The organism is Pseudomonas sp. AP42, from assembly GCF_001728935.1.
Lineage (GTDB): Bacteria > Pseudomonadota > Gammaproteobacteria > Pseudomonadales > Pseudomonadaceae > Aquipseudomonas > Aquipseudomonas lactis.
Genome location: NZ_LYSO01000004.1, coordinates 64,814 through 87,856, shown reverse-complemented (window position 1 = coordinate 87,856; position 23,043 = coordinate 64,814). Strand labels below are relative to the sequence as shown.

Sequence of the window (23,043 nt, the reverse complement as noted above, 5' to 3'; positions counted from 1 at the left end):
TACCGAATTCGGACCGATCAATACCCAGGAAACAGAATGCTTGATCTACGCAAGTTACGTTACTTCCTGACGGTCGCCGAAGAGCTGCACTTCGGCCGTGCGGCCCAGCGCCTGCACCTTGCCCAGCCGCCCCTGACGCGGCAGATCTCGGCCTTGGAAACCGAGCTTGGCTTTCGCCTGTTCGACCGCACCAGCCGCACGGTCACACTGACCGCCCAAGGCCAGCACTTTTTGCCCTATGCCCGCGCGGCGCTGGAGCACGCCAGGCTTGCACAAGACATCGCCGCCAAGCTGGCTGCCGGCTCGACCGGCCAACTGGTCGTAGGCTATGCCAGCTCGATCGCGTTGTCGGAACTCTTCAGCCAAACCCTTCAAGCCTTCGCCCAGCGTTTTCCCGATGTGCAACTGACCTTGGTGGAGAGCGCTTCCGGCAGCCTGCACACGCACGTGCTGGACGGGCGCATCGACGTCGGCATGAGCCGCCTGCTGCCGGAGGCCGGGCAAACCGGCGTCGAGGCTTTGTCGTTGGGGCAAGAACCGCTGGTGGCAGCGCTTTGCAGCGACAACCCGCTGGCGGAGCAGGACGAAGTCACCCTCGCCCAGCTCAGTGAGTACCCGTTGATTCTGTTTCCCAGCGATTACGGTTCGGGCCTCAACGGCTCCATCGAGCACCTGTATCAACGCCGCGGCCTGGCGCTACGCCCGGGCCCAGCGGGGCGCCAGATTACCTCGATCATCGCCCTGGTGGCGGCAGGCCAAGGTGTCTCGCTGGTGCCCCAGTGCACCCGCACCCTGGCCAGGAAAGGCGTGGTCTACCGCCCCTTGGCAGACCCCGAAGCCTGGGTACACCTGCTGATACTCACGCGCTCACCATCACGCTCATTGTTGGTAGAGGCCTTTATGGGAGTGGTCGAAGAATTGCTGCGCAGCCGCCCGGCGCTGGCGCCCACGACTCTCCCGGCGTAACGCGGGCAAAAAAATACCCCTGCGTGAGGGGTATTTTTTCAACAGGCTGCTGCGGCTATTGCAGCATCAGGCCAGCTTTTTGTGACGCACACGGTGCGGCTGGGCAGCGGCCTCACCCAAGCGCTTCTTACGGTCGGCTTCGTACTCGGTGTAGTTGCCTTCGAAGAACACCGCCTGGGAGTCATCTTCGTACGCCAGGATGTGGGTCGCGACGCGGTCAAGGAACCACCGGTCGTGAGAGATCACAATGGCGGCGCCCGGGAAGTCCAGCAGGGCTTCTTCCAGGGAACGCAGGGTTTCAACGTCGAGGTCGTTGGACGGTTCGTCGAGCAGCAGGACGTTGCCGCCCTCTTTCAGGGTCAGGGCCAGGTGCAAGCGACCACGCTCACCACCGGACAGGTCCTTGACGAACTTCTGCTGGTCGCCGCCCTTGAAGTTGAAACGGCCGACGTAGGTGCGCGACGGGATTTCATAGTTGCCGATGCGGATCTGGTCGGAACCGTCGGAGATCTGCTGGAACACGGTCTTGCTGCCGTCCAGGTCGTCGCGGCTCTGGTCCACACAGGCCAGTTGCACGGTGTCGCCGATCTCGATGCTGCCGGAGTCCGGGGTTTCCTTGCCCATCAGCATGCGGAACAGTGTGGATTTACCCGCACCGTTACCACCAATAACGCCGACGATCGCGCCTTTTGGCATGGCGAACGACAGGTTGTCGATCAGCACGCGGTCGCCATAGCCTTTGGTGACGTTCTTGAACTCGATGACCTTGTCACCCAGGCGCGGGCCGGCCGGGATATAGATCTCGTTGGTCTCGCTGCGCTTCTGGAATTCCTGCGACTGCATTTCTTCAAAGCGTTGCAGACGGGCCTTGGATTTGGACTGGCGGGCCTTGGCGCCTTTGCGCACCCACTCCAGTTCTTCCTTCATGGCTTTTTCGTGGGCCGATTGCTGCTTGGATTCGGCGGCCAGACGGTCGGACTTGGCTTCCAGCCAACCGGAGTAGTTGCCCTCGTAAGGGATACCGGCGCCGCGGTCGAGCTCCAGGATCCAGCCGGCGACGTTGTCCAGGAAGTAACGGTCGTGCGTGATCGCAACCACGGTGCCCGGGAAATCGTGGAGGAAATGCTCCAGCCAGGCGACAGAATCGGCGTCCAGGTGGTTGGTCGGTTCGTCGAGCAGCAGCATGTCAGGGGCCGACAGCAGCAGGCGGCACAGGGCCACACGGCGCTTCTCACCACCGGACAGGTGCTCGACCTTGGCATCCCAGGCTGGCAGGCGCAGCGCATCGGCGGCGACTTCCAGTTGGCGCTCCAGGTTGTGGCCATCGCCCGCCTGCAGGATCGCTTCGAGCTTGGCCTGTTCGGCGGCCAGCTTGTCGAAGTCGGCATCCGGCTCGGCGTAGGCGGCGTACACCTCATCGAGGCGGGCCTGGGCGTCCTTGATCACGCTGACGGCTTCTTCGACCACTTCACGCACGGTCTTGGTCGGGTCCAGGATCGGCTCTTGCGGCAGGTAACCGATGTTCAGGTCCGGCATCGGGCGGGCTTCGCCTTCGAACTCGGTGTCGACGCCCGCCATGATTTTCAGCAGGGTGGACTTACCCGAACCGTTGAGGCCGAGCACGCCGATCTTGGCGCCAGGGAAGAAGGACAGCGAAATGTTTTTCAGGATTTCCCGCTTCGGCGGAACAACTTTTCCCAGCCGATGCATGGTGAAGACGTATTGAGCCATGGTGAACCTAGCGTCAGTGACTGATGAATTAAGCGGACGAAGCCCGTGCCAGGCCATGCGCCGCGCGGGCCTTTGACTATCATCAATGCCAGCGAGCAAAAAAAGCCTGAATGTCTGGGGCTGGAACGCCCCCGCGTAACCGGCAAAGCTACCTGAATGCGCTGGGGCAGTCCAGCCAGGCAGGACTGGCACTTTGCCACAACTCAAGGCATGCTAGCCGCCCTTCGGGCGTCCGGCTTATAGTGCACGTCGCGCGCCAGTCCAGCCAAACCGCAGGATCACAGTTTGTCCAACGTCACGCCGCCCACGCCCTTGCGCGCCGCTCATATTGCGCCGGGAGCGCCCCTGCACGGCACCTTGAAAGGCGCGTTGGCGACGCTTGTCCTGCTGTTGCTCGCCTTGTTGTTCTGGCAACTGCTTGACCAATTGCAGCAAAACCAGAAAAACCAACAGCAATACACCATCGACTACAGCGCCGACCTGGCTGAGCAGATCAGCCAGAACATGGCCCTGAGCGCGCAGATCGCCCTGAATCTGCTGCCCATCCTTGAACCACCGCGCACCGCCGAACAGCAACAGGCCTTGATGCGCTCTCTGCAGCGCTCCCTGCCGGATTTGCGCAGCTTCGCCCTGCTCGCCCCCAGCGGCGCCCTGATCAGCGACACTGCCCAAGGCAGCCGAGACAGTGCCCTGCTCGAAGACCTGGTCAAGCGCAGTCACGCCCAGTCCTACTACCTGAGCAACGACAATGACGGCACGGTCATCTATCTGTTGCTGCACCAACCCAGCGGTGGCTCCAAGGTGTACTGGGCCTTGCGCCTGGCGCCCAATTATCTGGCCAACCTCACGCGCCAGGATGTTCAGGGCCAGCGCCCGATGTGGGCGATCGAGAACAGCCTGAACCATCGTGTGGTCAGCCGTGACAGCGGGATGCCGGCGCAGTGGTCCGGCGCCCTGACCCCGGAAGAATTGAACCGCAGCGTGCTGGTCACGCCGTTGAGCAAAAGCGATTGGCAACTGCGCGGCATGTTTGACCGCGGTGCGGTGCTGGAACAGCTGCTGCCGGCCTTTATCGGCAAGTGCCTGCTTGGCCTGGCGTTTTCGCTGATCCCGGTGATCGTGCTGCTCAACATGCGCCGCCGCCAACGCCAGGTGAATGAAGGCCGGCGGCGCTATCAGGACATCTTCGAAGGCACCGGCGTGGCCTTGTGCGTGCTGGACCTGTCGGGGCTCAAGGCGTTTTGCGACAAAACCCAGGTGCAAAGCCGCGAGCAGTTGCACGCCTGGTTGCAGGCCAACCCCACGCAGCGCAAGCAACTGCTCAAGGAGTTGCGCGTCACCGAGGTCAACCAGATGGCCGTGCGCCTGCTGAACGTCGCGTCCTGCGAGCAAGCCTGGGAGCGCCTGATCGATGATTGCCCGAGCAATGCTACGTCCATCGGCTATCAGGTGCTGGAAGCCGTACTGACCCGGCAAAAACAGCTGGAGCTGGAAATCCAGCTCAACGACGTGGCCGGCAACGAACAGTACCTGTGGCTGGTGATGCGTTTGCCGGAGCAGCAAGATGACGTCAAGGCGGTGATCCTCAGCATCAGCGACATCACCAGCCGCAAGCTGATCGAACTGTCGCTGGTGGAGCGTGAAAGCTTCTGGTCGGATGTGGTGCGCACGGTGCCCGATCACCTGTATGTGCAGGATGTGATCAGCCAGCGCATGATTTTCAGCAACCATCATCTGGGCCACACCTTGGGCTACAACAAGGCCGAACTGCAGCAAATGGGCGAGTACTTCTGGGAAATCCTGCTGCACCCCGAAGACGCCGAGCATTACCACGACTTGCGTCAGCAGCAACGCCAAGCCGCTTACACCACCCAACTGCACTGCCAACTGCGCTTTCGCCACCGCAATAACCAGTGGCGCCGCTTCGACATCCGCGAGCAGGCCCTGGCCCGGGATACGTCTACGGTGGTCACTCGGATCATCGGCGTGGCCAAGGACATCACCGACCAGATCGAGGCCAGTGAATCGCTGCGCGACAGTGAACAGCGCTACCGGATGCTGGCCGAAAGCATCAGCGACGTGATCTGCTCCACCGACAGCCAACTGGCGCTCAACTACATCAGCCCCTCGGTCAACACCGTGCTGGGCTATGACGTGGACTGGGTGTTCAAGAACGGCTGGCAGTCAATCGTTGCCAACCCGCAGCAGTTGACCGGCATTTACAGCCTGATGGAGCAGGTCAGCCGCGCCCTCGGCAACCCCGACGCCTTGAACACCTTGCGCGATGAAGTGCAGACCCAACTGTTTCTGTTCGACTGCCTGCGCGCCGACGGACGCAAGGTGCCGATAGAGCTGCGCCTGGTGCTGGTGTGGGATGAACATGGCGCGTTTGAAGGCATCCTCGGCGTGGGCCGCGATATCAGCCAGCAACGCCGCGCCGAAAAAGACCTGCGCATGGCGGCCACGGTATTCGAACATTCCACCTCGGCGATCCTGATCACCGACCCGGCCGGTTACATCGTGCAGGCCAACGAGGCGTTCAGCCGGGTCAGCGGCTATGCGGTGAGCGATGTGCTCGACCAGTTGCCCAATATGCTCACCGTCGATGAGCAGCAGGAAGCCCACCTGCGTTATGTGCTCAAGCAATTGCACCAGCACAGCACCTGGGAAGGCGAGGTGTGGCTCAAGCGTCTCAATGGCGAGCATTACCCGGCCTGGGTCGGCATTACCGCGGTGTTCGACGACGAAGGCGACCTGGCCAGCTACGTGTGTTTCTTCAGCGATATCAGCGAGCGCAAGGCCAGTGAGCAGCGCATCCACCGCCTGGCCTACTACGACGCCCTGACCCACTTGCCCAACCGCACGCTGTTCCAGGACCGTCTGCACACCGCGCTGCAGTCCGCCGAACGGCAGAAGTCGTGGGTGGTGCTGATGTTCCTCGACCTTGACCGCTTCAAGCCGATCAACGACTCCCTCGGCCATGCGGCCGGCGACCGTATGCTCAAGGAAATGGCCACGCGCCTGCTCGGCTGTGTGGCCGAAGACGACACCGTGGCGCGCATGGGCGGCGACGAATTCACCCTGCTTTTGCAACCACGGGTCAGCCGCGAAATGGCGCTGAACCGTGCGATCCATGTGGCCGAGCAGATCCTCGCCAGCCTGGTCAAACCCTTTGTGCTGGAAGGCCGCGAGTTCTTCGTGACCGCCAGTATCGGCATCGCCCTGAGCCCGCAAGACGGCAACGAGCTGAGCCAACTGATGAAAAACGCCGACACGGCGATGTATCACGCTAAAGAACGCGGCAAGAACAACTTCCAGTTCTACCAGGCCGACATGAACGCCAGCGCCCTGGAGCGCCTGGAGCTGGAAAGCGACCTGCGCCACGCCTTGGACCAGAACGAATTCGTGCTCTATTACCAGCCGCAATTCAGCGGCGACGGCAAACGCCTGACCGGCGCCGAAGCCCTGCTGCGCTGGCGCCACCCGCGTCGCGGGCTGGTGCCGCCTGGGGATTTCATCCCGGTATTGGAAGAACTCGGGCTGGTGGTGGATGTCGGCGACTGGGTGATCAGCGAAGCCTGCCGCCAGCTCAAGGCCTGGCACCAGAACAAAGTGCGCGTGCCTAAAGTTTCAGTGAACATTTCGGCACGGCAGTTCTCCGACGGCCAGTTGGGCACGCGCATCGCCACCATCCTCAAGGACACCGGCCTGCCGCCGGCGTGCCTGGAGCTGGAGCTGACCGAAAGCATCCTGATGCGCGAAGTCAACGAAGCCCTGCAGATCCTCGCCAGCCTGAAGAACCTGGGCCTGAGCATCGCGGTGGACGACTTTGGCACCGGCTATTCGTCGCTCAACTACCTCAAGCAATTCCCCATCGATGTGCTGAAGATCGACCGCACCTTCGTCGACGGCCTGCCCTCGGGTGAGCAGGACGCGCAGATTGCCCGGGCGATCATTGCCATGGCCCACAGCCTGAACCTGGCGGTGATTGCCGAAGGGGTGGAAACCCATGAGCAGTTGGACTTCCTGCGTGAGCATGGCTGTGATGAGGTGCAGGGTTACCTGTTCGGGCGGCCAATGCCGGCGAATCGGTTTGAGGTGCAGTTCAGTAATGATGCGCTGTTCATGTTTGACTGAGATTTTGCGGTGTAGTTGATGACCCCTTCGCGAGCAAGCCCGCTCCCACACTTGACCGCGTTCCAACGTTGAAATGCACTCGAATGTGGGAGCGGGCTTGCTCGCGAAGGGGCCAGTCAACACAACGCCCATCCCCAGATGAGCCCCACTTGTCCGCGACATGATGTCCTTTCATATGCCATCTAAAACCCATTGGGTTAGAATGCCCTCCTTTTCTGCCCCCGATCCTTGAGGACCGCCATGTTCAGCCGTGATTTGACTATTGCCAAGTACGACGCCGATCTCTTCGCCGCCATGGAGCAAGAAGCCGTGCGCCAGGAAGAGCACATTGAGCTGATCGCTTCGGAAAACTACACCAGCCCTGCGGTGATGGAGGCTCAAGGTTCGGTTCTGACCAACAAGTACGCCGAAGGCTACCCAGGCAAGCGCTACTACGGTGGCTGCGAGTACGTCGACGTGGTTGAGCAGTTGGCCATCGACCGTGCAAAAGAGCTGTTCGGCGCCGATTACGCCAACGTCCAGCCACACGCCGGCTCCCAAGCCAACAGCGCCGTGTACCTGGCCCTGCTGCAAGGCGGCGACACCATCCTGGGCATGAGCCTGGCCCACGGCGGTCACCTGACCCACGGCGCCACGGTTTCGTCCTCCGGCAAGCTGTACAACGCCGTTCAGTACGGTATCGATGCCAACGGCCTGATCGACTACGACGAAGTCGAGCGTCTGGCGGTCGAGCACAAGCCAAAAATGATCGTGGCCGGTTTCTCTGCCTACTCGCAGATCCTGGATTTCCCACGCTTCCGTGAAATCGCCGACAAGGTGGGTGCCTACCTGTTCGTCGACATGGCCCACGTGGCCGGTCTGGTAGCTGCGGGCGTTTACCCCAACCCAGTGCCTTACGCTGACGTGGTCACCACCACGACCCACAAGACCCTGCGCGGTCCACGTGGCGGCCTGATCCTGGCGCGTGCCAACGCCGAGATCGAGAAGAAGCTCAACTCCGCCGTTTTCCCGGGCGCCCAAGGCGGCCCGCTGGAGCACGTGATCGCGGCCAAGGCGATCTGCTTCAAGGAAGCACTGCAGCCTGAGTTCAAGACCTACCAGCAACAAGTGGTCAAGAACGCCAAGACCATGGCCAGCGTGTTCATCGAGCGCGGTTTTGACGTGGTGTCCGGCGGTACCGAAAACCACCTGTTCCTGCTGTCGCTGATCAAGCAGGACATTTCCGGTAAAGATGCTGACGCTGCCCTGGGCAAAGCCTTCATCACCGTGAACAAGAACTCCGTGCCAAACGACCCACGTTCGCCGTTCGTCACCTCCGGCCTGCGCTTCGGCACTCCGGCTGTAACCACCCGTGGCTTCAAGGAAGCCGAGTGCAAGGAACTGGCCGGCTGGATCTGCGACATCCTGGCCGACCTGAACAACGAAGCCGTGATCGACGCGGTACGTGAGAAGGTCAAGGCCATCTGCAAGAAGCTGCCGGTATACGGCGCGTAATACCAAGAAGCCCACTGTAGGAGCGAGCTTGCTCGCGAAAAACGTCAACGATAACGCGTGCATCTTGGGTGCACGCGCTGCCTGTGAGTTCTTCGCGAGCAAGCTCGCTCCTACAAGTGGGCTTTTTTATGCCTGGTAGACCCGCGCAAAGCCTTGGCGGATCTTGTCTTCGGGCAGCTCATCGGCAATAAACACAATCACACTCTCCCGCGCCTCGCCCTCGGCCCATTCGGTATCCCAGTCGAAGCCATACAGCTTCAACACGCCCTGGAACACCATGCGTCGATCCTCCCCGGCAATATTCAACACGCCTTTGTAACGCAGCAGTTGCTTGCCATGATCTTCCAGCAGTTCGTTCATGAACTCGCTGAGGCGGTCGATATCCAGCGGCTGGTCGGTGCGCAGCACCAGGCTGGAAATACGGTCGACCGACGGCGCTGCACTGACCGGGCGCAGGCTCATGCCGGCGTTGAGGTTGAAACCGCGCACATCCAGCAATTCGGCCAGGTCAATCTTGCCGTGGTCCACCACCCGAATCGGCGCACGGCGGTTGATGCGGGTGAGGCGCTGGCTGAGGGCGTCGAAGGCGGCATCGTCCACCAGGTCGCGCTTGCTCACCAACAGGCGGTCGGCAAAGCCGATCTGGGCCTGGGCGATGGTCTGGGTCAGGTGATGCTCGGCGTGGGCCGCATCCACCAGGGTGATGATGCCGTCGAGGATATAGCGCTCGCGCAGTTCTTCGTCGATGAAGAAGGTCTGGGCCACCGGCGCCGGGTCGGCCAGGCCGGTGCATTCGATCACCAACCGGTCGAAGGCGATCTCGCCGCTGTCCAGGCGTTCCAGCAGCAGGTACAGGGCTTTGGTCAGGTCGGTGTGGATGGTGCAGCACACGCAGCCGTTGGACAGGGTCATCACTTGCACCGGCTCGTCGCCCAGCAGTTGGGTGTCGATACCGGCATCACTGAATTCGTTTTCGATCACGGCGATTTTCAAGCCGTGCTCGGCTTTGAGCAGGTGGCGCAGCAAGGTGGTCTTGCCGGCGCCGAGGAAGCCGCTGAGGATGGTGACGGGGATGGGAGAGGACAAAGAGATTCTCCTGAAATATGAGGGCGCAAAAACAACTGTAGGAGCGAGCTTGCTCGCGAAGAACGTCAACGATAACGCGTGCTGTCTGGATGCACGTGGTGTCCTTGCGTTTTTCGCGAGCAAGCTCGCTCCTACAGGTACAGCCGTTTTACCAACTTAGCAGCACTTGGGCCCACCCTTGCCGCCGTAACGGGCTTCCTGGCGCTCCCGGAAGAACGCCTTGTAGTCCATCACCGGCTTGTCCGGGTGTTTGGTTTGCATATGCTCGACGTAGGTGTCGTAGTCGGGCATGCCGACCATCAGGCGGGCGGCCTGACCGAGGTATTTACCGAGGCGACTGATGTCATTGAACATGTTTGCAATCCTCGTTTACGCGTCCGGTACAGCCTGGAACGGGGCTTCTTTATCCGTACGCTCTTTGTTGCCCCAGGCGGCGACACCCACCTTGAGCGCATAGAACAGGATGCTGAACACCACGAACAGGAACAGCGCCGTCAGCGTTGCGTTGGTGTAGGCGTTCCAGATCACGTGCTGCATCTGGTCGATGCTCTTGGCCGGGGCCAGGATCTGGCCGTTAGCCAGGGCATCGCTGTATTTCTTGGCCAGCGACAGGAAGCCGATCGCCGGGTTGGCGTCGAACAGCTTGATGAAGCCCGCAGTGGTGGTGCAGATCAACAGCCACACCGCTGGCAACATGGTCACCCAGATGTAGCGCTGGCGCTTCATTTTGATCAGCACAACGGTCGCCAGCATCAGCGCGATACCCGCCAGCATCTGGTTGGAGATACCGAACAGCGGCCACAAGGTGTTGATACCACCCAGCGGGTCGATCACACCTTGGTACAGCAAGTAGCCCCACATGGCCACGCAACCGGCCGTGGCGATCAGGTTGGCGGTCCAGGACTCGGTACGTTTGAGCGCAGGCACGAACGAACCCAGCAGGTCCTGCAGCATGAAGCGACCGGCACGGGTACCGGCGTCGACCGCCGTGAGGATGAACAGCGCTTCGAACAGGATTGCAAAGTGGTACCAGAACGCCATGGTGTTTTCACCCGGCAGCACACTGTGCAGGATCTGCGCGATACCCACTGCCAACGTCGGCGCACCGCCGGCACGCGCCAGGATGGTGGTTTCACCGATATCGTGGGCAACGGCCGACAGCGCCTCAGGCGTAATGGTAAAGCCCCAACTGCTGACCGTCTGCGCCACGGTAACCACGTCGGTGCCGACAATGGCGGCCGGGCTGTTCATGGCGAAGTACACACCAGGCTCGATCACCGAGGCGGCAACCATCGCCATGATGGCCACGAACGACTCCATCAGCATGCCGCCGTAACCGATGTAACGGGCATGGCTTTCGCTGGCCAGCAGCTTGGGCGTGGTGCCCGAGGAGATCAGCGCATGGAAGCCGGAGACCGCGCCACAGGCAATGGTGATGAACAGGAACGGGAACAGGCCGCCCTTCCACACCGGGCCGGTGCCGTCGATGAACTGGGTGAGTGCCGGCATTTTCAGGTCAGGCATGGTGACCAGGATGCCAATCGCCAGGGCGATGATGGTGCCGATTTTCAGGAACGTCGACAGGTAGTCGCGGGGCGCCAGGATCAGCCACACCGGCAGCACAGCGGCCACGAAACCGTAGCCGATCAGCATCCAGGTGATCTGGATGCCGGTGAAGGTGAACGCCTTGGCCCACACCGGGTCAGCGGCAATCTGCCCGCCCAGCCAGATCGAACCCAGCAGCAACAGCACACCGATGATCGAGATTTCACCGATGCGGCCCGGGCGGATGTAGCGCATGTAGATGCCCATGAACATCGCAATCGGGATGGTCGCCATCACCGTGAAGATGCCCCATGGGCTCTCGGCCAGGGCCTTGACCACGATCAGCGCCAGCACCGCGAGGATGATGATCATGATCAGGAAGCAGCCGAACAGCGCGATGGTCCCGGGAATGCGGCCCATCTCTTCGCGAACCATGTCCCCCAGGGAACGGCCGTTGCGACGGGTGGACAGGAACAGGACCATGAAGTCTTGCACCGCACCGGCCAGCACCACCCCGGCAATCAGCCAGAGGGTGCCGGGCAGATAGCCCATTTGCGCCGCCAGCACCGGGCCGACCAACGGGCCTGCACCGGCAATCGCCGCAAAGTGGTGACCGAAAAGAATGTGTTTGTTGGTCGGCACATAGTCCAGACCATCGTTGTTGACCACCGCAGGGGTTGCCCGCCGAGGGTCGAGTTGCATCACGTTGTTGGCGATGAACAGACTGTAGTAACGGTACGCAACCAGGTAGATGGCCACTGCAGCGACCACAATCCACAAGGCGTTGATCGCCTCGCCGCGGCGCAAGGCCACTACGCCCAAGGCGCACGCTCCTACGATTGCCAGCACCAGCCAGGGTAAGTGGCGTAGCAGGCTATTATTATTTTTCATTTTTATATTCCAGCCAGGGTGGACAGAAAGGACAGCCAGCCCGAGTTTAGCGCTACTGGCCTTAAAGACCAGCCCCCTACGTTGGTCTAGAGCCTTCAACCGGTAAAAAAAGCCGAAATAATCACCCCTTGATGGCCCGGGGCTACACTCCTCCCATTCACAGAGGGCTTTACCATGACCGAGCATGCGTCTGAACGTCGCCGTTTTCGTCGGATTGCCTTTGATGCCACGGCCGAACTTCGGCAAAACGGCAGCGAATGGCCGGTGAAACTGCTGGATCTATCACTCAAAGGTTTACTGGTGGAACGGCCTGACGACTGGAAGGGGAATAAAGCGCTGCCCTTTGACATCGACATACGCCTGGACCAGAAGACGCATATAAAGCTGCAAGCGCGGCTGACCCATGAAGATCAGGGTCAATTGGGCTTTGTGTGCAAACACATTGATCTGGATTCGATCAGCCATTTGCGCAGGTTCGTTGAGCTGAACCTGGGTGATGAGCAAGAGCTGGAGCGCGAACTGGGCGCCCTGCTGGAGATCTAGCTGCCAACATGAATCAAGGGTGGGAGCTGGCTTGCCTGCGATGGCGGTGTATCAGACAAGGATGGGTAAGCTGACCCGCCGCTATCGCAGGCAAGCCAGCTCCCACAGGGGTTCAGCAGTGTTGCGGATTATTCGAACAGCGCATCCAACGCCTGTTCTAAGCGTGTCACAGCAATAATCTGCAACCCCGGCGGCGCCTCCTTCGGCGCATTGCCCTTGGGCACAATCGCCCGTTTGAAGCCATGCTTGGCCGCTTCCTTCAAGCGCTCCTGCCCACTCGGCACCGGGCGCACTTCGCCCGACAACCCCACCTCGCCAAACACCAGCAAGTCATGGGGCAACGGCCGGTTACGCAGGCTGGACATCACCGCCGCCATCAGCGCCAGGTCAGACGCAGTCTCCAGCACCTTGACCCCGCCCACCACGTTGAGGAACACATCCTGATCGTGAGTCGGAATGCCGCCATGCCGGTGCAGCACCGCCAGCAACATCGCCAGGCGGTTCTGGTCCAGGCCCAGGGTGACGCGCCGTGGGTTGGCCAAATGGCTGTCATCCACCAGCGCTTGGACTTCCACCAGCATCGGCCGGGTGCCTTCCCACGTCGCCATCACCACACTGCCTGGGACTTCTTCCTGGGCGCGGGTGAGAAAAATCGCCGAGGGGTTCGAGACTTCTTTCAGCCCACGGTCGGTCATGGCGAACACACCCAGTTCGTTGACGGCGCCAAAGCGGTTCTTCACCGCCCGTAGCAGGCGCAGGCGACCGTCGGACTCCCCTTCGAAATACAACACGGTGTCGACCATGTGTTCCAACACCCGTGGCCCGGCCAGTGCGCCTTCCTTGGTGACGTGGCCGACCAGGAAGATCGCCGTGCCGCTCTGCTTGGCGTAACGCACCAGCAGCGCCGCGCTTTCGCGCACCTGGGACACGCCGCCAGGTGCCGATTGCAGTTGTTCGGTGAAAATCGTCTGGATCGAGTCGATAACCATGACTTTGGGCTTTTCGATGCGCGCCGTGGCGATGATGCTTTCGATGCAGGTTTCGGTCATCACCCGCAACTGATCCTGAGGCAAGCCCAGGCGCCGGGCGCGCATGGCCACTTGCTGCTGGGATTCTTCGCCGGTGACATACAGCGCTGGCATGCGGCTGGCGATGCTGCACAGGGTTTGCAACAGGATCGTGGACTTGCCGATGCCTGGGTCACCGCCGATCAGCACCACCGAGCCGTCCACCAGGCCGCCGCCCAGTACCCGGTCCAGCTCGCCGGAGGCAGTGGAAAAACGCGGGATCTCTTCGACGCTGACTTCGGCCAGGGTCTTGATCTGCGCCTGTTGCCCGGTCCAGCCGGCACGGCCGGTGGGGGCTGCGGCACCGCCGCTCTCGATCATGGTTTCAGTCAGGGTGTTCCACGCGCCGCATTCGGAGCACTGGCCCGCCCATTTGGGAAAGGTCGCGCCGCACTCCGTGCAGCCGTACATGCGCTTGGCCTTTGCCATATGAGAACCTCCAACCGAAAAACCGCGATGATAGCTCAGCGCGACGCTGGGGTCCGGATTTCGCCATTAGCCAAACGTGAAGCGCTGTTACCGACGGGGTCTTCGGCGTTCAGGTCGGCGCCTTTGGCTTGCAGCGCCCCCAGCAACTCGACGCGCTTGAACAGCCCGGCGTACATGGCGGCGGTCTGCCCTGCGCCGTTGCGTTGGTCAGGGTTACAGTCGGTGGCCAACAGGCGCTGGGCGATTTTCAGCTCGCCTTTGAAGATGGCGCCCATCAACGCTGTGTTGCCGCGTTGATCCTGCACACAGGCGTCGGCGCCGGCATCGAGCAGACGCTCCACGTACGGGCCCTGGCCGTGATAAGCAGCCAGGATCAACGCGGTGTAACCCTTGTCGTCCTGGGTATTGAGACCGTAGCCGGACTCAATGAAGGTGTTGAGCATGTCGAGGTCGCCACGACGGGCGGCGTCGAAATAGTAGTCCTGCAACTGCGCCTTGAGCGCCACCGGGTCGGGAGACTCGGCATGGGCAGCGAAGGCCAGCATGGCCATCAGTAAACCGATAGAGATGCGCATAGGGTGTTCTCCTGCCAAAGGTCGACGCCCGTGAAGGCGCCGACCGCAACCAACGAATCAGTCAGTCAGTTTTTGCGCCAGCGCCTTCACGCGAGCCAGGTCGCCCTTGGCGACTTTGGCTACGCCGGTGCCGTATTCCGGATCCGCCTTGTAGAGGAACGACAGGATGATGTGCTTGCTCTCGTCATCGGTGGTGGCCAATGAGCCGCCGAAGTTGTTGATCAAGTCCTCGCGCTCTTTCTTGGTGTAGGAACGGTACAGGTCACCGGCCTGCTTGAAGTTCTGCTCACGCTGGATCTTGGCCTGCTGGGTGCTGCCCGCCAGCGGCGCCTGGCTGTAGCGCGCGGTTTGTGGCTCTTCGCGTGGCAACAGGCGGCTTGGTTGGTAGTTCACACCGGTGGTGGTCTTGCCGAAGTTCATCGCGCCGTCCTGGTTGCCGTTGTTGACGGTGACCCGTGGAGCGTTGATCGGCAGTTGCAGGGCGTTCGCGCCCAGGCGGTACATCTGCGTATCGGCGTAGGAGAACACCCGGCCTTGCAGCAAGCGGTCTTCCGACGGCTCGATACCCGGTACCAGGTTGGCCGGGGCCATCGCCACTTGCTCGGTTTCCTGGAACACATTGGCCGGGTTGCGGTTCAGCACCATTTGCCCGACTTTGCGCTCGGGCACATTCGGCCAGATTTTGGTGGCATCCAGTGGGTCGAAATCAAACTTGGCCAGGTCTTCAGGCTTGAGCACCTGCACATACAAGTCCCACTTGGGGAAGTCGCCTTTGTTGATGTGCGTGACCAAGTCATTGGTCATATGGCTGTAGTCACGGCCTTGCACTTCGCTGACTTGTTTTGGATCCAAATTCTTGATGCCCTGCAGGCTCTTCCAATGGAACTTGACGTAGTGCACTTCACCTTTAGTGTTAATCAACTTGTAGGCATGTACACCATTGCCGTCCATTTCGCGGTAACTGGCTGGGGTGCCGGAGTCCGAGTACAACTCGGTCAGTGTACGAGTGGACTCTGGAACATGGGAGAAGAAGTCGAAACGACGCGAGTCATCGTCCAGGTTAGTGCGCGGGTCCGGTTTAAAGGCATGGACCATGTCCGGGAACTTGATGGCATCGCGAATAAAGAACGTGGGGAAGTTATTACCGACCAGGTCCCAGTTACCTTCGGCGGTATAGAACTTGGTGGCGAAGCCTCGTGGGTCGCGCAGGGTTTCCGGGGAGTGGTTGCCATGCACCACAGCCGAGAAGCGCACGAACACCGGCGTGGTTTCACCGGCGGCGAATACCTTGGCCTTGGTCAGGTCGCTGAGGTTGTCGGTCACGGTGAAGGTGCCATGGGCGCCCGTGCCGCGTGCGTGCACCACGCGCTCTGGAATGCGTTCGCGGTCGAAGCGCTGCAGCTTCTGGATCAGTTGCACGTCCTGCAGCAACACCGGGCCATTGGCGCCGGCGGTCTGGGAGTTCTGGTTATCACCGACGTTGGCCCCGTTATCGCGGGTCAGGTTGGCGGCTTGCACAGAGAGGGAAAGCAGGCTGGCGGTCACCAGGGCCAGCGCGTGGCGCGCCGACACGGGCCTGCGGCTGATTGGAGTGTTCATCGAGGTTTCCTCTGGTTTTTTTAATGCACATTCAGTTGTGCTTGCCAGAGGCTAGTGACCTGCGAGTCAGAAGATAAATAGAAAAACACCACAGGCCCGATTAAGAAAAAAATCTGGTAACTCGCTGAAATAGCCGGTAATTCGCGCGCGATTGATGGCACTTTGCAAACTATTTGCGATTTAATGTGTCGATAAAAACCGACAGTGTTAACAGTTGTGTCGAGCAAGCGCTGTTCGACTGAATTACACTGACCTCCACCCTCCTCAACTGTAACAAGGAATAACCTATGGGCGTGATCAGTGAGTTCAAGGCCTTCGCGGTCAAAGGTAATGTGGTCGACATGGCCGTCGGTATCATCATCGGTGCTGCCTTCGGCAAGATTGTTTCCTCATTTGTAGGCGACGTGATAATGCCTCCCATCGGCCTGCTGATCGGTGGTGTGGACTTTGCCGATCTGGCCATCACGCTCAAGGCAGCACAGGGCGATGTCCCCGCGGTTGTGCTGGCGTACGGCAAGTTCATCCAGAGCATCATCGACTTTGTGATCGTCGCGTTTGCAATCTTCATGGGCGTGAAGGCGATCAACCGTCTGAAGCGCGAAGAGGCCGTGGCCCCAAGCCTGCCGCCGACGCCGAGCAAGGAAGAAGTGCTGCTGGGCGAGATCCGCGATCTGCTCAAGGCACAGAACAACAAGCCGCTTTAACCTGCGGATGCAAAAAAGGCGCCTCGCAAGGCGCCTTTTTTCTACCAGTAGTTTTCTACCGCCACCTGGCCAGGCCGTCGGCTCAGGCTCAGTTGCATGTCCCGCTGCTTGAGCAACTGGCGCGTGTCATCGACCATCTGCGGGTTGCCGCAAATCAGTACGCGCGAATCCTGCGCCGTCAGCTCCACGCCGGCGGCCCGCTCCAATTCGCCATTTTCGATCAGGGCCGTAATACGCCCGTTCAACGCGCCCGGATGCAGCTCGCGGGTGACGATGGGAATGTAGGTGAGCTTGTGGGCGTAATCGGCCAGGTACTCACGCTCACCCAGTGTGTTGATCAGCGACTGGTAGGCCAGTTCCTTGGCTTCCCGGGCGCTGTACACCAGGATGATGCGCTCGAATTTTTCCCAGGCTTCGAAGTCCTGCAGGATCGACAGGAACGGCGCAATGCCCGTACCGGTTCCCAGCAACCACAGGTCACGCCCGTCGACAAAGCGGTTAAGGGTCAGAAAACCCGTGGCCTGGCGCTCTACCAGCAAGGTATCGCCCACCTTCAGGCGGCTCAGTTCACTGGTGAACTCACCACCGGGGACCACGATGGAAAAGAAATCCAGATGCTCGTCAAACGGCGAAGACACGATGGAATAGGCACGCCAGACGGTGCTGCCATCCGCCTTGGTAACGCCCAGGCGCACAAACTGGCCGGCGGTAAAACGAAAACCGGCATCGCGGGTGGTGCGCAAGGTGAACAGGCTGGGGGTCAGCGATTGCACATCGAGCAGGGTCTGGCGGGTAAATTTCTCAGCACTGGCCGTCATGGGGGGCTCCGTTTTGCACAGGCCGTTAGTGTCCCTCAAAACAGACCGCGCAAACACCGATGATTGGTACTGGCTTTGCAATCGCTGAAGGCTCGCGCAGCTGGCGCGCACGTTGTTTGAGCCAGCCAGGGGCTAAACCATGAGCGCCTCACTGGAACTAATTATTTGGCTATTAATGCCCCCCGAACACCTCACTAGATGAAACGGCACTTACAACGACATCATTTTGATACTGTTTTTAAGACATTAAAAATATTGAAAAAAAAGCCGCTGCCAAGCGCTCTTATACAAAGCCCAAAGTCTTGTACAAAGCCGGCGAGCGAAACAAACCCTGTAAGTAAAATATTATTCAGACTCAGTTGTAGGACTTCCCCTACACTTGTTTTCGAGTTGCATTGGGAGATCAGGACGTACCCAAGTCACACAGAAACCTATGGAGAGTCACCGATGGTCAATTGGCATAACACCCGGCTGCCCAAGCTGGAAGGCGAGAGTGAAATCACCAGTGTGTTTGAGATGGTGATTAACCACACCTATGAGCTGGGTTTCGAATATTGCTCTTTTACGATGAGCTCCCAGTCACAAGACACTCAAACAAAACCCATTCTATTCAATAACTATCCAAACGAATGGAGCCACATTTATAAACAAGCACACTACTTCGATGTAGACCCCGTTGTAACCCACTGCAAAAGTTCGGTATTGCCCATTCTCTGGGAACCAAAAACCTTTGCCAACACGCCCCAGCTGTGGGAGTTGGCCCAGTCATGCGGGGTGCATTTAGGCTGGACCCAAGCCGTGCATGATTTCCAAGGTGTGTTCAGCATGCTGACCCTGGTTCGCAGCAAGGGCGAGGTCAGCCCTGAAGAGCTTTACGAAAAAGCCGGCCAGGTGTTGTGGCTTTGCCATGCGATGCATGCGGTCGTCGCGCAGAAGTACGCCGACGCGCCCGACATCAAAGCGCCCAGCAAATTGACCGCCCGGGAAACGGAAATTCTCAAGTGGTCCGCGATGGGCAAGACGGCCTCCGAGATTGCCGCGATTCTTTGCCTGTCCGAACGCACGGTAGGCTTTCATATCAGCAGTACCTTCAAGAAGCTGGGCGTGCACAACAAGATCCAGGCGGTGCTGCGCGCCGCTAAAGCCGGGCTGTTTTAGCCTACGCAAAACACCGCATGTCATCGCGTTGAAAAAAACGTAACATTTACGGCCAATTCTGAGTGTTGAGGGTGCGCTTCCCATGGTTGCCCCGCCGTTCACTCAGACGGTCCGTCGATTACCCAGAGCCTTGCCCCGCCATGCCCCTGCTTGACAGCCCTTTCGCCCAGCTCGACCTGATTCGTCAGCCAGAGCAACACAATGATCCGCTGCAAGCCTTCGATGCCGCCGACGAATACCTGCTCAGCCACCTCGCCGCGCAACAGCCCACTGCCGCCACCCGCGTGCTGGTCCTCAATGACAGCTTCGGCGCCCTGGCGGCCAGCCTTCACGGCCAGGTGCAGGTGACCTCCAGCGGTGACTCGTTCCTCGCCGCTCAGGGCCTGGAAAAAAACCTGATGCGCAACGGCAAACCCTTTGATGCCGTGCCCTTCATACCGGCCAGCCAGCTTGCGACCGGGCCGTTTGATCGCGTGTTGATCCGCGTGCCGAAAACCCTGGCGTTGCTGGAAGAACAACTGATCCGCCTGCAAGGGCAACTGGCGCCCGGCGCCGAGGTGATCGCAGGTGCGATGGTCAAGCATTTGCCCAGGGCCGCAGGCGAGTTGCTGGAGCGTTACATCGGCCCCATGCACGCCTCATTGGCGGTCAAAAAGGCGCGGCTGTTGATCGCGAGCGTCGAGGCACGTCCTGCTGCGGTCTCGCCCTACCCGACCCGCTATACCCTGGATGCTCCGGTCATCGAGTTGCGTAACCACGCCAACGTGTTTTGCCGCGAAGGCCTGGACATCGGCACCCGCGCCTTCCTGCCGCACCTGCCAAAAAACCTGGGCAGCGCCCGCGTGGCGGACCTGGGCTGCGGCAACGGCGTACTGGCAATTGCCAGCGCCCTGCACAACCCCGACGCGCATTACACCTTGGTGGATGAGTCGTACATGGCGGTGCAATCGGCCGCCGAAAACTGGCAAGCCGCCTTGGGTGAGCGGGACGTCACCGTGCAAGCCGGCGACGGCCTGGCCGGCCAGGAGCCGCAGTCGCTGGACGTGGTGCTGTGCAACCCACCGTTCCACCAACAACAAGTGGTCGGTGACTTCCTCGCCTGGCGCATGTTCCAGCAGGCACGCGAAGCGCTGGTGGTCGGTGGCGCCTTGTACATCGTCGGCAATCGTCACCTGGGCTACCACAGCAAGCTGGCGCGGCTGTTCCGTGGCGCCGAGCAAGTAGCCGCCACGCCCAAGTTCGTCATCCTCAAAGCGCGAAAATAAAAAACCCCTGCTTACTTGTAGGAGCGAGCTTGCTCGCGAAAAACCTGAGAATACCGTGGGGCGCCAGGCACCCCGCGTTATCATTGACGTTTTTCGCGAGCAAGCTCGCTCCTACATTATTGGTATGGGTGTCAGTGGGTGCTCAGGCCTGCCGCATTCATGAACATGCGCATCAGGCTGGCCACCACGAACAGGGCCAGCACGCTGCCGGTCCAGATCATCGCCAGCCACCCCAGGCGCCGCCACAATGGCTGCTTCTCGGCCTGTTCAATCTCGTGCAACGAAGGTTTGGACATGTTTCAACCCTCCTAGTGATAGCCATCTTCGTGGGTGACCTTGCCGCGGAACACGTAGTAGCTCCAGAAGGTGTAGCCCAGGATGAACGGGATGATGAACAGCGTGCCCACCAGCATGAAGCCCTGGCTTTGCGGCGGCGCGGCGGCATCCCAGATCGATACGGACGGCGGGATGATGTTCGGCCACAGGCTGATCCCCAGGCCGCTGTAGCCGAGGAAAATCAGCACCAGCGTCAACAGGAACGGCGTGTAGTGCGCGTTACGTGCCACGGCGCGGATCAACCCGTACATGGTGACCAGCACCAGGATCGGCACCGGCAGGAACCAGAACAGATTCGGCAGGGTAAACCAGCGCGAAGCGATTTCCGGGTGGGTCAGCGGCGTCCAGATGCTGACGATACCAATCACCGCCAACACCACAAAGGCCAAAGGCCGCGCCAGGTTGTGCATCTGCTCCTGCAACTTGCCTTCGGTCTTCATGATCAGCCAGGTGCAGCCGAGCAAGGCATACGCCACGATCAGCGCCACGCCGCAGAACATCGTGAACGGCGTGAGCCAGTCCAGTGAGCCGCCGGCGAACTGGCGGTCGACCACCGGAATACCGTCAATAAAGGCGCCCAACGCCACGCCCTGAAAGAAGGTCGCCGCCAGCGAGCCGCCAATAAACGCCTTGTCCCACAGGTGACGCTTGTGGTCCTTGGCCTTGAAGCGGAACTCAAAGGCCACGCCGCGGAAGATCAGCCCGATCAGCATCAGGATCAGCGGCAGGTACAGCGCCGACAACACCACCGAATAGGCCAGCGGGAACGCGCCGAATAACGCCGCGCCGCCAAGTACCAGCCAGGTTTCGTTGCCGTCCCATACGGGCGCCACGGTGTTCATCATCACGTCACGGTCGACTTTGCCCGGGATAAACGGGAAAAGAATGCCGATCCCCAGGTCGAAGCCGTCCATGACCACGTACATCATGATGCCGAAGATGATGATCACGGCCCAGATCAGCGGAAGATCAATACCCATCTCAATTCCCCTTGTGCTGGATGTGGTCGTGGTCGTTATCACTGCCATCGTCGGCAGCAGACAACGGACGTGCCGGGGTGCGTTTCTGGCCAGGGCCACCATGGGCCGGCTCGGTACTGTCGTGGGTCACGGGGCCTTTGCGCACCAGGCGCATCATGTAGCCCAGGCCCGCGCCGAACAGCGCGAAGTACACCACCACGAACAACACCAGGGTAATGGTCATCTGCGTCAGGCTATGCCCGGAGGAGGCATCCGCCGTGCGCATCAACCCGTAGACCACCCAGGGCTGACGACCGATTTCGGTGGTGAACCAACCGGCCAGAATCGCAATCAGGCCAGATGGGCCCATCCACAACGCCAGGTACAGGAACGGCTTGGACGTGTACATCTTGTCGCCCCGGCGCAACCACAGGCTGAACAGACCGGTGAAGATCATCAGGAACCCCAGGCCGACCATGACCCGGAACGACCAGAACACAATGGTCGAGTTGGGACGGTCTTCAGGCGGGAACTCCTTGAGCGCCGGCACCTGCTTGTCCAGGGAGTGAGTCAGGATCAGGCTGCCCAGGTACGGAATCTCGACGGCATATTTGGTTTTCTCGGCTTTCATGTCCGGCCAGCCGAACAGGATCAACGGCGTGGGCTCGTTGCCGATATTTTCCCAGTGACCTTCAATCGCCGCGATTTTGGCCGGCTGATGTTTGAGGGTATTAAGGCCATGGAAGTCGCCGATCACTGCCTGGATGGGCGCAACGATCAGCGCCATCCACATCGCCATCGAGAGCATTTTGCGGATCGCCGGGTTGTCCTTGCCGCGCAGCAGATGCCAGGCCGCCGACGAGCCGACGAAGAACGCCGTGGCAACAAAAGCAGCCGTGGCCATGTGCATCAGGCGATAGGGGAACGACGGGTTGAAGATCACCGCCAGCCAGTCAGTCGGTATCACGCGGCCATCGATGATTTCAAAGCCCTGGGGCGTCTGCATCCAGCTGTTGGAGGCAAGAATCCAGAACGTGGAGATCAACGTACCCACGGCCACCATCACCGTGGCGAAGAAGTGCAGCTTGCGCCCCACCTTGTTCCAGCCGAACAACATCACGCCCAGGAAACCGGCCTCGAGGAAGAAGGCCGTGAGCACTTCGTACGTCAGCAACGGCCCGGTGACAGAGCCGGCGAAGTCCGAGAACCGGCTCCAGTTGGTGCCGAACTGGTAGGCCATGACCAGGCCCGATACCACACCCATGCCGAAGTTGACGGCAAAGATCTTCGACCAGAAATGGTAGAGGTCACGGTAGGTGTCGTTGTGGGTCTTGAGCCACAAGCCCTCCAGCACCGCAAGGTAACTGGCCAGGCCGATGGTGATCGCCGGGAACAGGATGTGGAATGAGATGGTGAACGCGAATTGAATTCGGGCGAGATCTAGCGCCTCCAAACCGAACATAAGTCTTCCTCTGTCAGGTAATACCGGCTGCTGGCTGGGAGCCTGCACCCACTGCCCCCACGGATATGGAGTGTGGCGAATTTCAATTCGTTTCTTTTATTACCCATCGCGTGGGGAATCTGGCCTTGCGGCCGCCAGAACAATCCCGGGGCAGGTTTTGATCTGGATCAAGCATCGTTGAAAGAGTAGTCCCATTTTTGCTGTAGGACTGTGTGGTCTTTTGCCGCGTGACAGCTTGCCTCAGCTCAGTTCTTGCAACTATTTGTTACAGCTTGATG

The 23,043-nt window shown here is 60.3% G+C and carries 18 protein-coding genes; 7 read left to right on the top strand and 11 right to left on the bottom strand.

The annotated features are described in order from the left end of the window. Positions 1-36: 36 nt before the first annotated feature. Positions 37-966: a LysR family transcriptional regulator gene (locus tag A7K61_RS02905; RefSeq protein WP_069556912.1), complete on the top strand. Its 930-nt coding sequence runs from the start codon at positions 37-39 to the stop codon at positions 964-966. Positions 967-1,032: 66 nt separating this feature from the next. On the opposite strand, the gene ettA is transcribed toward A7K61_RS02905, so the two are convergent. After that, positions 1,033-2,697 carry an energy-dependent translational throttle protein EttA gene (gene ettA / locus A7K61_RS02900; RefSeq protein WP_014720011.1) on the bottom strand — a complete coding sequence of 555 codons (1,665 nt, stop codon included), beginning with the start codon at positions 2,695-2,697 and terminating at the stop codon, positions 1,033-1,035. 285 nt (positions 2,698-2,982) lie between these two features. Between ettA and A7K61_RS02895 the strand changes: the two genes are divergently transcribed. Both A7K61_RS02895 and glyA read left to right on the top strand, forming a co-directional pair. Beyond that, positions 2,983-6,834 (top strand): bifunctional diguanylate cyclase/phosphodiesterase, encoded by a 3,852-nt coding sequence (locus A7K61_RS02895; protein ID WP_044268778.1) that lies wholly within the window; start codon positions 2,983-2,985, stop codon positions 6,832-6,834. Positions 6,835-7,074: 240 nt separating this feature from the next. Then, positions 7,075-8,328, top strand: coding sequence for a serine hydroxymethyltransferase (gene glyA / locus A7K61_RS02890; protein WP_003194304.1), 1,254 nt, complete (start codon positions 7,075-7,077; stop codon positions 8,326-8,328). A gap of 126 nt (positions 8,329-8,454) precedes the next feature. Here glyA and yjiA read toward each other — a convergent pair whose 3' ends face one another. The 3 genes from yjiA to A7K61_RS02875 all read right to left on the bottom strand — a co-directional run bounded on the left by yjiA (position 8,455) and on the right by A7K61_RS02875 (position 11,850). Then, the gene (yjiA, locus tag A7K61_RS02885) at positions 8,455-9,414 is read right to left on the bottom strand and encodes a GTPase (protein WP_069556911.1); all 960 of its coding nucleotides are present in this window, start codon (positions 9,412-9,414) and stop codon (positions 8,455-8,457) included. A gap of 156 nt (positions 9,415-9,570) precedes the next feature. Beyond that, on the bottom strand, positions 9,571-9,768 hold the full coding sequence (locus A7K61_RS02880; protein ID WP_003194308.1) for a YbdD/YjiX family protein: 198 nt from the start codon (positions 9,766-9,768) through the stop codon (positions 9,571-9,573). A gap of 15 nt (positions 9,769-9,783) precedes the next feature. Next, entirely contained in the window at positions 9,784-11,850 is a 2,067-nt protein-coding gene (locus A7K61_RS02875) for a carbon starvation CstA family protein (RefSeq protein WP_069556910.1), read from the bottom strand. Between the two features lie 174 nt (positions 11,851-12,024). Here A7K61_RS02875 and A7K61_RS02870 point away from each other — a divergent pair, with 174 nt between their 5' ends. Continuing rightward, positions 12,025-12,393, top strand: a complete 369-nt coding sequence (locus A7K61_RS02870) for a PilZ domain-containing protein (protein WP_044268811.1) — start codon at positions 12,025-12,027, stop codon at positions 12,391-12,393. Between the two features lie 128 nt (positions 12,394-12,521). Here the strand turns inward: A7K61_RS02870 and radA are convergent, their stop codons facing one another. Genes radA through katB form a run of 3 tightly spaced genes read right to left on the bottom strand, consistent with a single transcriptional unit; the run spans position 12,522 to position 16,063 of the window. After that, positions 12,522-13,889 (bottom strand): DNA repair protein RadA, encoded by a 1,368-nt coding sequence (gene radA, locus A7K61_RS02865; protein WP_003194313.1) that lies wholly within the window; start codon positions 13,887-13,889, stop codon positions 12,522-12,524. A 35-nt stretch (positions 13,890-13,924) separates the two neighbouring features. After that, positions 13,925-14,464, bottom strand: coding sequence for an ankyrin repeat domain-containing protein (locus A7K61_RS02860; protein ID WP_003194316.1), 540 nt, complete (start codon positions 14,462-14,464; stop codon positions 13,925-13,927). A gap of 57 nt (positions 14,465-14,521) precedes the next feature. Then, positions 14,522-16,063 carry a catalase KatB gene (gene katB, locus A7K61_RS02855; RefSeq protein WP_069556909.1) on the bottom strand — a complete coding sequence of 514 codons (1,542 nt, stop codon included), beginning with the start codon at positions 16,061-16,063 and terminating at the stop codon, positions 14,522-14,524. A 287-nt stretch (positions 16,064-16,350) separates the two neighbouring features. Between katB and mscL the strand changes: the two genes are divergently transcribed. Then, positions 16,351-16,767: a large-conductance mechanosensitive channel protein MscL gene (gene mscL / locus A7K61_RS02850; protein ID WP_003194320.1), complete on the top strand. Its 417-nt coding sequence runs from the start codon at positions 16,351-16,353 to the stop codon at positions 16,765-16,767. A 41-nt stretch (positions 16,768-16,808) separates the two neighbouring features. Here the strand turns inward: mscL and A7K61_RS02845 are convergent, their stop codons facing one another. Further along, a complete protein-coding gene (locus tag A7K61_RS02845) occupies positions 16,809-17,585 on the bottom strand; it encodes a ferredoxin--NADP reductase (protein ID WP_056792028.1) in 777 nt (258 codons plus the stop codon). Between the two features lie 447 nt (positions 17,586-18,032). Here A7K61_RS02845 and A7K61_RS02840 point away from each other — a divergent pair, with 447 nt between their 5' ends. Together A7K61_RS02840 and A7K61_RS02835 are read left to right on the top strand one after the other, a co-directional pair. Continuing rightward, positions 18,033-18,743, top strand: coding sequence for a LuxR family transcriptional regulator (locus tag A7K61_RS02840; RefSeq protein ID WP_044268823.1), 711 nt, complete (start codon positions 18,033-18,035; stop codon positions 18,741-18,743). A gap of 140 nt (positions 18,744-18,883) precedes the next feature. Next, positions 18,884-20,008 carry a class I SAM-dependent methyltransferase gene (locus A7K61_RS02835; protein ID WP_069556908.1) on the top strand — a complete coding sequence of 375 codons (1,125 nt, stop codon included), beginning with the start codon at positions 18,884-18,886 and terminating at the stop codon, positions 20,006-20,008. Between the two features lie 131 nt (positions 20,009-20,139). Here the strand turns inward: A7K61_RS02835 and A7K61_RS02830 are convergent, their stop codons facing one another. From A7K61_RS02830 to A7K61_RS02820, 3 genes are read right to left on the bottom strand one after another with little or no spacing between them, the layout of a single operon-like run. Beyond that, positions 20,140-20,304 (bottom strand): DUF2474 domain-containing protein, encoded by a 165-nt coding sequence (locus tag A7K61_RS02830; RefSeq protein WP_003194328.1) that lies wholly within the window; start codon positions 20,302-20,304, stop codon positions 20,140-20,142. 12 nt (positions 20,305-20,316) lie between these two features. Beyond that, the gene (gene cydB / locus A7K61_RS02825) at positions 20,317-21,324 is read right to left on the bottom strand and encodes a cytochrome d ubiquinol oxidase subunit II (RefSeq protein WP_014720024.1); all 1,008 of its coding nucleotides are present in this window, start codon (positions 21,322-21,324) and stop codon (positions 20,317-20,319) included. 1 nt (position 21,325) lies between these two features. After that, on the bottom strand, positions 21,326-22,765 hold the full coding sequence (locus tag A7K61_RS02820; RefSeq protein WP_044268827.1) for a cytochrome ubiquinol oxidase subunit I: 1,440 nt from the start codon (positions 22,763-22,765) through the stop codon (positions 21,326-21,328). Positions 22,766-23,043: the final 278 nt, after the last annotated feature.